This is a genomic window from Thermosulfurimonas sp., from assembly GCF_015491435.1.
Lineage (GTDB): Bacteria > Desulfobacterota > Thermodesulfobacteria > Thermodesulfobacteriales > Thermodesulfobacteriaceae > Thermosulfurimonas_A.
Genome location: NZ_WFVX01000116.1, coordinates 1 through 9,571 on the forward strand (window position 1 = coordinate 1; position 9,571 = coordinate 9,571).

12 protein-coding genes are annotated in these 9,571 nt (G+C 58.8%); all 12 read right to left on the reverse strand.

Features of this window, described 5'->3' with window-relative positions; translation table 11 throughout:
- Window positions 1-363: sigma-70 family RNA polymerase sigma factor (locus F8J34_RS05205; protein WP_297056950.1), on the reverse strand; the 363-nt coding region annotated here is incomplete at its 3' end.
- Window positions 360-1,157: a MinD/ParA family protein gene (locus F8J34_RS05210; RefSeq protein ID WP_297056951.1), complete on the reverse strand. Its 798-nt coding sequence runs from the start codon at window positions 1,155-1,157 to the stop codon at window positions 360-362. The genes F8J34_RS05210 and F8J34_RS05205, both read right to left, overlap by 4 nt.
- Before the next feature lie 13 nt (window positions 1,158-1,170).
- Window positions 1,171-2,130 (reverse strand): hypothetical protein, encoded by a 960-nt coding sequence (locus F8J34_RS05215; RefSeq protein ID WP_297056952.1) that lies wholly within the window; start codon window positions 2,128-2,130, stop codon window positions 1,171-1,173.
- Entirely contained in the window at window positions 2,120-4,201 is a 2,082-nt protein-coding gene (flhA, locus tag F8J34_RS05220) for a flagellar biosynthesis protein FlhA (protein WP_297056953.1), read from the reverse strand. The genes F8J34_RS05215 and flhA overlap by 11 nt, the downstream gene beginning before the upstream one ends.
- The gene (gene flhB / locus F8J34_RS05225) at window positions 4,201-5,268 is read right to left on the reverse strand and encodes a flagellar biosynthesis protein FlhB (RefSeq protein WP_297056954.1); all 1,068 of its coding nucleotides are present in this window, start codon (window positions 5,266-5,268) and stop codon (window positions 4,201-4,203) included. Before flhB ends, flhA begins: the two co-directional genes overlap by 1 nt.
- A complete protein-coding gene (locus F8J34_RS05230) occupies window positions 5,269-6,051 on the reverse strand; it encodes a flagellar biosynthetic protein FliR (protein WP_297056955.1) in 783 nt (260 codons plus the stop codon).
- Window positions 6,048-6,317 carry a flagellar biosynthesis protein FliQ gene (gene fliQ / locus F8J34_RS05235; protein WP_297056956.1) on the reverse strand — a complete coding sequence of 90 codons (270 nt, stop codon included), beginning with the start codon at window positions 6,315-6,317 and terminating at the stop codon, window positions 6,048-6,050. The genes F8J34_RS05230 and fliQ overlap by 4 nt, the downstream gene beginning before the upstream one ends.
- 4 nt (window positions 6,318-6,321) lie before the next feature.
- Window positions 6,322-7,068 (reverse strand): flagellar type III secretion system pore protein FliP, encoded by a 747-nt coding sequence (fliP, locus tag F8J34_RS05240; protein ID WP_297056957.1) that lies wholly within the window; start codon window positions 7,066-7,068, stop codon window positions 6,322-6,324.
- Window positions 7,055-7,309, reverse strand: a complete 255-nt coding sequence (locus tag F8J34_RS05245) for a flagellar biosynthetic protein FliO (RefSeq protein ID WP_297056958.1) — start codon at window positions 7,307-7,309, stop codon at window positions 7,055-7,057. The genes fliP and F8J34_RS05245 overlap by 14 nt, the downstream gene beginning before the upstream one ends.
- On the reverse strand, window positions 7,309-7,899 hold the full coding sequence (gene fliN, locus F8J34_RS05250) for a flagellar motor switch protein FliN (RefSeq protein ID WP_297056959.1): 591 nt from the start codon (window positions 7,897-7,899) through the stop codon (window positions 7,309-7,311). Before fliN ends, F8J34_RS05245 begins: the two co-directional genes overlap by 1 nt.
- 10 nt (window positions 7,900-7,909) lie before the next feature.
- The gene (fliM, locus tag F8J34_RS05255) at window positions 7,910-8,884 is read right to left on the reverse strand and encodes a flagellar motor switch protein FliM (protein WP_297056960.1); all 975 of its coding nucleotides are present in this window, start codon (window positions 8,882-8,884) and stop codon (window positions 7,910-7,912) included.
- Window positions 8,884-9,357, reverse strand: a complete 474-nt coding sequence (locus F8J34_RS05260) for a flagellar basal body-associated FliL family protein (protein ID WP_297056961.1) — start codon at window positions 9,355-9,357, stop codon at window positions 8,884-8,886. Before F8J34_RS05260 ends, fliM begins: the two co-directional genes overlap by 1 nt.
- Window positions 9,358-9,571: the final 214 nt, after the last annotated feature.

A 9,571-nucleotide genomic window follows, 5' to 3' on the forward strand; every position in this document is an offset into this window, starting at 1 on the left:
CCCCATAGCCCGGGCCACTTCCTCGTCCTCCGGAGGGCGTCCCAGACGGTTCTCCAGCTCGGAAAAGACCTTCTCCAGGCGGGAGGCCTTCTCCTTTACTGAACGGGGAACCCAGTCCAGATGACGGATCTGATCCAGCATGGCTCCCCGGATACGAAACTCAGCAAAGGTCCGGAACTGAATGTTGCGCCGGGGATCAAAACGCCGCGCGGCTTCAATAAGCCCCAGGATACCCGCGGAAACCAGATCCTCCTCCTCCAGCGGAGGGGGCAATCTCCCGGCCAGCCGGGAAGCCAGGTATTTGACCAGCGGCAAATGTTCCAGAACCAGTTCCTCCGGGGACTTGGACAGGTAGTTTTTCATAAGAGAGCCTGGGATCTTTGGGACCACAGAGCCTCAAGGCCTCCCTCGATTTTGGGTTTGAGGCGAAGGAGCTTCTCACAGATCTGAAGCAGATCCCGGCTGGCTGGAGAATCCGGAAAGAGGTGCAGAAAGGGTTCCTGCTGTCGCACCGCCCGGGGCACGGAAGGATCGTTCCGGATGGCCCCCAGATAGGTCAACCCCACCGGCCCCAGAAAGCGCTCCGCCACCTGAGCGATCTGGCGATATACGGTCTTGCCCTCCTGTTCGTCGCGGATGAGATTGACCAGCAGATAAATGCGTTTTACCTGATGGCGGACAAAAAGAAGTTTGATCAGGGCATAGGCGTCGGCCATGGCGGTGGGCTCGGGGGTGGTGATCACGATGCGTTCCTGAGCCACCAGATTAAAGAATAACACGTTATCCGAGATTCCGGCCCCCAGATCAAAGATAAAAAAATCCACCCCTTGGGAGACCTCATCGAACTGCTCCTTCAGGGAGAGCTTCTCCGAAGGAGCCAGACGGGTAAGCTCCAGTACCCCGGAACTGGCCGGGATAACCTCAAAACCGTATTTGGTGCGTATCACTATGTCCTTAAGGGTGCATTCTCCGGAAAGTACGTGTCTAATATCCCTCTTGGGGGCCAGACCCAGCAGTACATCCACATTGGCCAGACCCAGATCGGCATCGAAGATCAGCGTGTGTTGCCCTTTCTTTTCCAGGGCCAGAGCCAGATTGGCCACAAAATTGGTTTTTCCTACTCCGCCCTTTCCGCTAGAGACCGCAAGAACACGCATAGGAACCTCCTTTCTATTGTAAACCATACACGAGATTTAGCCCACGCAAAAAGGTCTTTTCCAAAACCTCCTCCGTAGCCCGGGCCAGGTCCTCGGGGATCCGGGGCCCCAGGGAAACGAAACTGATCCCGGGCAGGTTTTCTTCCAGAAGAAATCCCAGGGAGAGTCCACAGTATATCCGGTCCGCGTGGGTGAGAACCACCCCTTCCACCGGAAAATCCATGCACTGTTCCAGAAAATGCTTCCAAACCAGCGGATGTTCGGTGGCCTTGAGCACCAGTTGCACCCGGGCCCGGGGAATCTTCTCCAGGATCTCCCGCAGATCCTCCGGACCGAAGCGTCCTCCCCAGCCCGGTGTATCTACCAGAAGATAGGTTTCCTCGGAAAGGGGGTCCGGAACCTCGGTATCCACAGGGATTTCCAGGAGGTCTCCCAGACGACGGGCCTCCTGAAGGGCCCCGACACGATGCCGGTCCAGGCTCAGGACCCGTACCGCCTCTCCGCGGTGATAGCGAAACCAGGCCGCGATCTTGAATATACTGCTGGTTTTCCCGGCCCCGGCCGGCCCCACAAAGATGTTGCGCCGGGAAAAGGGAGTGGCCGCGGACCGCTTAAGGTGTGCCTTAAGCCAGGAGAGGGGATCCTCCACTACCTTTTGCGCCACCTCCGGGGGAATCCCCAGTTCCACCAGGCGAAGGAACCTTTCCCCGGCCTTATAAGGAGAGAGGACCTCCTTCAGCAGGGTCTTTATCTCCTGGAGTTCCCTGCGTAGATCCAATTCGGCGGGGGTTTCCTCCGGCCTTCCGGCGGGAAACCCTTCGGCCGAGGAACCATCGATGGCAGCCACGATTTCGTAAACCCCTTCGCCGTTGTGGCGCCGGGAGGAGAGGATAAGGGCCTCCTCCCCCAGTTCCTCCTTGACCCGGGTGATAACCTCCAGGGGATTCTTTCCGTAAAAACGTTTAATCTTCACGGCCCATCCTCACCGTCTCCAGGATCTCCACCCGGACCTCGGCCGGGATCTCGGCGTGAGAGAGCACCGCAGCCTGAGGCAGGGAACGTTCCACCAGCCGGCGTAGATGCCGCCTGGCCGTGGGGGTGGCCAGGAACACCGGATGCCGACCGGCCCGGGTCATCCTTTCCGCGGCCTGAACCAGAGCCGCCACAATACGACTACCCATACGGGGTTCAATCATGAGAAAGGTCCCCTCCGCGGTGCGCTGGAGGGAGCGGCGAATCGCTTCCTCGATGTCCTCGCCCACCGCGGTTACATACAGTTTGCCCGAGGGATCGAGATAGGGTTTCACAATCACCCTTCCCAGCCTCTGCCGTACGTATTCGGTAAGCGTATCCGGATCCTTTATGCGCTCACCGTAATCGGCCAGGGTCTCCATAATGGTGAGGAGATCCCGCACCGACACCCCTTCCCGTACCAGGTTCTGCAATACCTTCTGGATGATCCCCAGGTTCACCACGTTCAGGGCCTCCTCCACCACCTTGGGATACTGGCGGGAAAGGGTGTTCAGGAGTTTCTGGACCTCCTCCCGGGTCAGGAGCTCATCGGCGTGTCTCTTAATGACCTCGGCAAAGTGGGTCACGATCACCGTGGAGAGATTCACCACGATATACCCGGCCGCCTCGGCCTCCTCCTTCCGATCCTCGGGTATCCAGTAGGCCGGAAGCCCGAAGGCGGGTTCCCGGGTGGGGATGGCCCCTTTGAGCTCCGGGGCCTTTTCCTCCTGGCTCATGGCCAGGAGATGCCCCGGAAGGACCTCCCCGCGCGCCACCTCCACCCCCTTGATGAGAATGAGATATTCGGCCGGTTTGAGCTGGAGGTTATCCCGGACATGAATGGGGGGGATAACCACTCCCATTTCCAGGGCCAACTGTTTGCGCAGATTCTTGATCCGCTCCAGGAGATCTCCGCCCTGGCTCTCATCCACCAGAGGGATAAGGGCGTATCCTATCTCCAGGCTGAGAAGATCCAGGGGAAGGAGTTGTTCGATCTCCTCTCCGGGGGGCGGGGCCTCGGGTTCCTCGGGTTTTTCCTCGGTCACCAGGGCCTGCTGAAACCGGAAGGATATGTAGGCCAGCCCTCCCACCCCCAGGGCCAGCACCGTAAAGGGAAGGGTGGGCAGCCCCGGAAGCAGGCCCACCAGGAATACCGCCACCGCGGCCATAGCCAGGGCCTCGGGACGGGAAGCGAATTGACGGGCGAAATCCCGCCCCATGCCCGATTCCGAGGCCGCCCGGCTCACAATGATACCCGCGGAGGTGGAAACTATAAGGGCGGGGATCTGGGAGACCAGACCGTCACCGATGGTAAGCAGGGTATAGGATTTAAGGGCCGCGGAAAGGGGCAGCCCCTTCTGTACCACCCCGATGACCAGCCCGGCCACGATATTGATACTGGTGATCACGAGCCCGGCCACCGCCTCCCCCCGCACGAATTTGCTGGCTCCGTCCATGGCCCCGTAAAACTCCGCCTCCTTGCGGATCTCCTCCCTTCTCCGCCGGGCCTCGGCCTCATCGATGAGGCCGGCGTTAAGATCCGCGTCGATGGCCATCTGTTTTCCGGGCATGGCATCCAGGGTGAAACGGGCCGCCACCTCGGCAATCCGCCCGGCTCCCTTGGTGATCACCACAAAGTTGATGATCACCAGGATGGCAAAAACGATGGCCCCGACTACGTAATTCCCCCCCACCACAAACTGACCGAAACTCATGATCACCCGCCCGGCGGCCAGAGGGCCCTCGTGACCGTGCAAAAGAATGAGACGGGTGGTAGCAATGTTAAGGGAGAGCCGATAAAGGGTGGTCACCAGAAGAAGGGCCGGAAAGGCCGTAAAATCCAGGGGTTTCTGAATATACATGGACATAAGAAGGATGGTGAGCGAAACGGTAAAACTCAGGGCCAGGAGGATATCCATGAGCCCCCGGGGTACCGGAAAGACCATGATCACCAACAGGGCCACCACCCCGGCGGCCACCACCACGTTGCTCGGTTCCACGTAACGTTTGAGGGTTAAGGTTCCCTCGGCCATCAGGAGACCCTCTTACCCCGCAAGCGGTAAACAAAGGCCAGGACCTCGGCCACGGCCTGATAAAGATCCTCGGGGATGTAGTCCCCTACCTCCACCCGTTGATAGAGAAGCCGGGCCAGCGGCGGATCCTCCACCACCGGGACCCCGGCCTCCCGGGCCAGCTCCTTTATCTTTTCGGCCAGATATCCCCGACCCTTGGCCACCACCTGGGGAGCCGGCATCTCCCCCAATTGATAGCGAAGGGCCACGGCCAGATGCTCCGGGTTGGTAATGACCACATCCGCCCGGGGCACCTCGGCCATCATGCGCCGGCGGGCCATTTCCCGCTGGAGCTGACGGATCCGGGAGCGTACCAGGGGATCCCCCTCGGTCTGTTTGAGTTCTTCTTTGAGTTCCTCCCGGGTCATGCGCAGTTTCCTTTCCAGATCCCAGCGCTGGAAGAAAAAGTCCAGTATAGCCAGAACCACCAGAGCTATAAGCAATTTCAGGACCAGATCCCGGGAGAGGAAGTAAAGCTCCACCGCCAGGGTGTGCAGGTCTTCTCCGGTAAGGGCCAGAAGATCCCCCAGCCGGTGCCGGATGACCAGATAGGCCACCGTCGAGATAATGACGATTTTGGCCACCGATTTGACGAGTTCCACCAGGGCCGGAATGGAAAAGAGCCGCTTGAACCCCTCCACCGGGTTTATGCGTTCCGCCTTGGGGGAAAGGACCTCCCAGGCCGCCACCCCTCCGGTCTGGACAAAATGGGCCAGAAAAGCGGCTATCGTAAGGAGCAGGAAAAAGGGAGCCACCCCCAGGGCCGAAAAATAAAAGGCCTTTCGGATGGCCAGCATCCCCTCCGGAAAATCGAAGGGCCGGAAGAGGTTTCCCAGGAAGAATTCCAGGGCGGTACGAATCTGATAGTACATGAAGGTCCCGCTCAGGGCGAAGGCCAGTACGCTGGAGCCCAGCACCGCCACCGAGGCCAGCTCCCGGCTGCGGGCTACCTGCCCCCGCTTGCGGGCCTCCTCCCGTCTTCGCGGGGTGGGTTCCTCGGTGCGTTCCTGAAGGGGTTCCTCCGGCATCTATCCTCCGAAACCGTGAAAGATGACCCGAAACAATTCCGTGGCCCGCACAAAGGCCGGAAGAAGGACCTTGGGTACAAAGAGCAGGGTCAAACCAAAAAAGAAAAGCCCCAGGCCGGTGGTAAGGGGAAAGCTCACGATCATGATATTGATCTGGGGCACAAAACGGGAGATGACCCCCAGGGCCAGCTGAACCAGAAGCATGAAAGCCAGAAGCGGGGCCAGGATCTTCAGGGAAACCACAAAGAGGGTTTGCCCTTCCCGGGCCAGAAAGAGAAAGAGCGGAGCCGAAAAGCTCAACCTCCCGGGAGGCAGATACCGTAGCCCTTCCCCCAGAGCCAGAAGAAAGGGATGATGGAAATCGAAAACCAGAAAAAAGAGAAAGGCCAGAAGATAAGTGAGCTGGGCCAGGATGGGGGCCTGAACCCCGGTAACCGGATCTATAACCTGGGCCACTCCGAAACCGATCTGCATCCCCACCATTTCTCCTCCCAGCTGGATCCCGGCGAAGATCACCCGCAGGAGAAAGGCCAGAGAAAGGCCCAGCAGGGCTTCCTGGGCCAGGGCCAGTCCCACCTGAAAGAGATGTTGCGGAGGGAGCACCGGGCCGGGAAGGACGAAGATCAGGGCCAGGGAAAGGACCAGGGAAAAGGCCGCCCGCACTACCGGAGGAGCCACACTTCCCAGAAGGGGCATAAAAAAGAGCAGAAAGGAGGTCCGGACCAGGACCAGAGCCAGAGTGTAGGCCCAGGGCACCAGCTGAAGCAGGGGATCCGTCCTCATCGGATAAATCCCGGAATATTGACCAGCAGGGTATGGGTGAAATCCAGAAGCTTGCGCATCATCCAGGGAAAGGTCAGAAGCAGGGCCACGAATACGGCCACGATCTTGGGCACAAAGGTAAGGGTCATCTCCTGGATCTGGGTCACGGCCTGAAAAATGCTTATAAGCACCCCGATCACCAACCCGGCCAGAAGCATGGGCGCGGAAATGAGCAGAGTTAATTCCACCGTCTGTCGAGCCAGATAAAGTACGGTCTGTTCGGTCATGGGGTCATCCTCCTAGAAAAAAACTCTTGGCCAGGGACCCCACCAGGAGGTTCCACCCATCCACCAGCACGAAAAGGAGGAGCTTGAGGGGCAAAGAAATCATCATGGGCGGAAGCATGAGCATCCCCATGGAAAGGAGGACGCTGGAGACCACCATGTCGATGATGAGGAAGGGAAGATAGAGCAAAAAGCCGATCTCAAAAGCGGTGCGCAACTCGCTGATCATAAAGGCCGGGATCAGGGAAAGCAGCGAGACATCCTCCGGCGTGCGGGGACGTTTCTCCCCGCGGATTTTTACGAAAAGGGCCAGATCCTTTTCCCGGGTGTTCCGGAGCATGAACTGCCGGAAGGGCTGGAGGGTCTTGCGCAACATCTCCTCCTCGGTGAGCTGATGGTCCATATAGGGCTGGAGGCCCTGACGATAGGCCTGCCGGAAGACCGGGGCCATGATGAAAAAGGTCAGAAAAAGGGCCAGGGAGATGAGGACCTGATTGGGCGGGGTCTGCTGGGTCCCCAGGGCGTGACGCAAAAGACTGAACACCACCACCAGCCGGGTAAAGGAGGTGAGCATAAGAAGAAGGGCCGGAGCCACGGAGAGCACGGTAAGGAGCAGAAGGATCTGGAGCACCGGGGCCACCTGTTCCGGCCCCTTGGCCGGCTCAAGAGCCAGACGCACCGCCGGGAGGGTGACCGCCAGGGCCCGGGAGGAAAGCCCCAGAGTAAGGATCAATCCCAGTCTAAGCGCTCTCATCCGGCCATTCCTTAAGGGAAGTTATGCCCTTTTCCGAAACCCCCAGAAGGAGCAGGGAATCCTTCACCTGCACCAGAACCAGCCGGTGCTTGAAGTCCAGCGGACGCACCTCCCGCACCCGGATCTCTCCCTCCCGGGAAGGCCAGGTCCGCCGCAACCTGCGAAAGAGGTACAATCCCAGTAAGAAGATCCCCAGCAGGAGAAAGGTAACCCCGAAGACCTGGAAATAGAGGGTCCACATCAACTCTCTCCCAGTTTCTGGATTCTCTCCTGAGGGGTAAGGATTTCGGTAAGCCGCACCCCGAACCTCTCGTTTACCACCACCACCTCGCCCCGACCCATGAGTTTGCCGTTTACATAAATCTCCACCGGTTCTCCGGCCAGTTTGTTCAACTCAATGATGGAACCCTGGGTGAGCTTGAGGAGTTCATTGATGGTCATCCGGGTACGCCCGATCTCCACCCATACCTCCAGAGGGATATCCAGGATGAATTCCAGATCCGGATGGGGGCCCTGGGCCGGTGTTTCCTTGAACTCGGGAAGCTCCGGGGTCTGTACCTCCACCTTCTCCTGGGGGGCGGCCTCCTTGTCCTCCACCTTTTCGGCCTGTACCTCCCCCTGAGCGGCCTCCTTCAGGGCCTCCTCCCACATGGCCATGAGATCCTCTTCCGAGGTGGGAGAGGCCCCGCCTTCCTTCTCCGGAGCGGCTTTCTCCTCCGCCGTCCCTTCGACGGCCTTCTCCTCCACCGCTTGGCCGCCTCCCTCCTCGGGCCGGATCTCCTGTTCCTCCGGAGCCTCGGGAGCGGTCTCCTCCCGGATTTCCTCGTTCATTTTGCACCCCCTACTCTTTTATCCGGATGAACTCCAAAACCTTTATCGCCTTATACCTTCGATAACTTCCCAGCTCCCCCTTTATCTTGGGAATACCCTCCACGGACACCGTAACCGGCTCCTCGGCCTTCTCCTCCAGCACCAGCACATCCCCGGGTTCCAGGGAAAGGAGATCCCGGATCTTGAGTCGGGCATGACCCAGAAAGGCCTTGAGATTCACCTCCGCGGAAAAGACGATCTCCTCCAGCTGTTTCTGCCAGTAAGGATCGGTGGTCTCCTCCACCTGATAGGGGGTATAGAGCTTGCTCTTGATGGGCTGAAGCATGCCGAAGGAATAACAGAAGGCGATCTTACCGGTGATTCCCTCGATATCCACCTCAAAATTACAGACCACCACGATCTCCTCCGGTTGAAGCACCCGGGCGAACTGGGGATTGACCTCTCCCCGAACGTATTTGGCCTTAACCGGTTGAATCCCCTTCCAGGCCCGTTCCAGTTCCTGAAAGATATGATTCACCACCCGGCGGATAAGACGCTGTTCTATAGGGGTGAATTCCCGCCCCTCCACCTTGATCAACTTTCTTTCCCCCCCGCCCAGAAACCTTTCCACAAAGGTGAAGACCAGCGGGGCATCGATAACCAGCAGGGCCTGCCCCCGCAGGGGCTCCAGACGGAAGATATGGATGGAGGTGGGGACCGGAATACGGTTCAGAAAATCCCGGAAACGTTCCATCTGAATGGGTTCACTGTTGACCTCCACGATCTCTCGCAGGAGGGTGGAAAATCCCATACGCAATCCCCGGGCCAGATGTTCGTTGATCACCTCAAAACCGGGGATCTTGATCCTGGTGGAGACCGAATAATGGCGAAAATCAAAGGGACGCACCCCCTCCTCGGTGGAGGGTTCGGGGGTGGTGTCCACCTCCCCGCCTTCCAGACCCGCCAGAAGGGCATCAATCTCTTCCTGCGAGAGAACCTTGTCCATCACTGCACCACAAACTGAGTGAAATAGACCCCTCTCACCTTGCCGGGCCCCAGGAGTTGGTTGAGTTTGTTCATGATCTCAAAACGCAGCTCGGATTTTCCCTCCGGGGCCAGCACCTCCTCCACCGTCTTGGAGGAGAGCACCATGATGATGGCGTCGTTGATCTGCGGGATCCGATTGTTGGCCTCGGAAAGGGCCTGATCATCCTTGAGTTCTAGGGCGATCTTCACCCGCAGATAACGTCTGCCCGTGGGATCCGAGAGATTGACCACAAAGGGGTCCAGTTGCAGAAAGGGTCCTATCTGGGATTTAGGAGCCTGGGCCTCCTTTTGGGTCTCTTCCGGGGGAGGAGCCGAGCGGGAAAAAAGCAGAAAATAGGCCGCCACCCCGGCCCCTACCAGCAGGACCAGACCCAGGAGTAAAAAGATCAGAAGTTTCTTGCCTCCTCCCTTCTTTTCTGCACCCTCGGCCATGACTTCCTCCTGCCTTTGGTTTTTGCAAACATCATACCATATAGACCATAGCCCCTGGCCCTGTATCTTTCCCTTTTTGCGGGACTACGGTCCGACCTCCCGGCTGACTCTTCGTCAAAAAAATGACGAAAAAGGACTCAAAGTGCCCCTTCCAGACGCAGAAGAAATTCCTTCCATTCCCTTCCGGCGGAAAAACCTCCCAGCCCCCTTTGCC

Excerpts from the sequence above, each read along its gene's own strand:
- F8J34_RS05245 (WP_297056958.1), bottom strand. The coding sequence starts at position 7,309 with ATGTGGACCCTCTATTTCCAGGTCTTCGGGGTTACCTTTCTCCTGCTG.
- fliQ (WP_297056956.1), bottom strand. The coding sequence starts at position 6,317 with ATGACCGAACAGACCGTACTTTATCTGGCTCGACAGACGGTGGAATTA.
- F8J34_RS05230 (WP_297056955.1), bottom strand. The coding sequence starts at position 6,051 with ATGAGGACGGATCCCCTGCTTCAGCTGGTGCCCTGGGCCTACACTCTG.
- fliN (WP_297056959.1), bottom strand. The coding sequence starts at position 7,899 with ATGAACGAGGAAATCCGGGAGGAGACCGCTCCCGAGGCTCCGGAGGAA.
- F8J34_RS05210 (WP_297056951.1), bottom strand. The coding sequence starts at position 1,157 with ATGCGTGTTCTTGCGGTCTCTAGCGGAAAGGGCGGAGTAGGAAAAACC.
- flhA (WP_297056953.1), bottom strand. The coding sequence starts at position 4,201 with ATGGCCGAGGGAACCTTAACCCTCAAACGTTACGTGGAACCGAGCAAC.
- fliP (WP_297056957.1), bottom strand. The coding sequence starts at position 7,068 with ATGAGAGCGCTTAGACTGGGATTGATCCTTACTCTGGGGCTTTCCTCC.
- flhB (WP_297056954.1), bottom strand. The coding sequence starts at position 5,268 with ATGCCGGAGGAACCCCTTCAGGAACGCACCGAGGAACCCACCCCGCGA.
- F8J34_RS05260 (WP_297056961.1), bottom strand. The coding sequence starts at position 9,357 with ATGGCCGAGGGTGCAGAAAAGAAGGGAGGAGGCAAGAAACTTCTGATC.
- fliM (WP_297056960.1), bottom strand. The coding sequence starts at position 8,884 with ATGGACAAGGTTCTCTCGCAGGAAGAGATTGATGCCCTTCTGGCGGGT.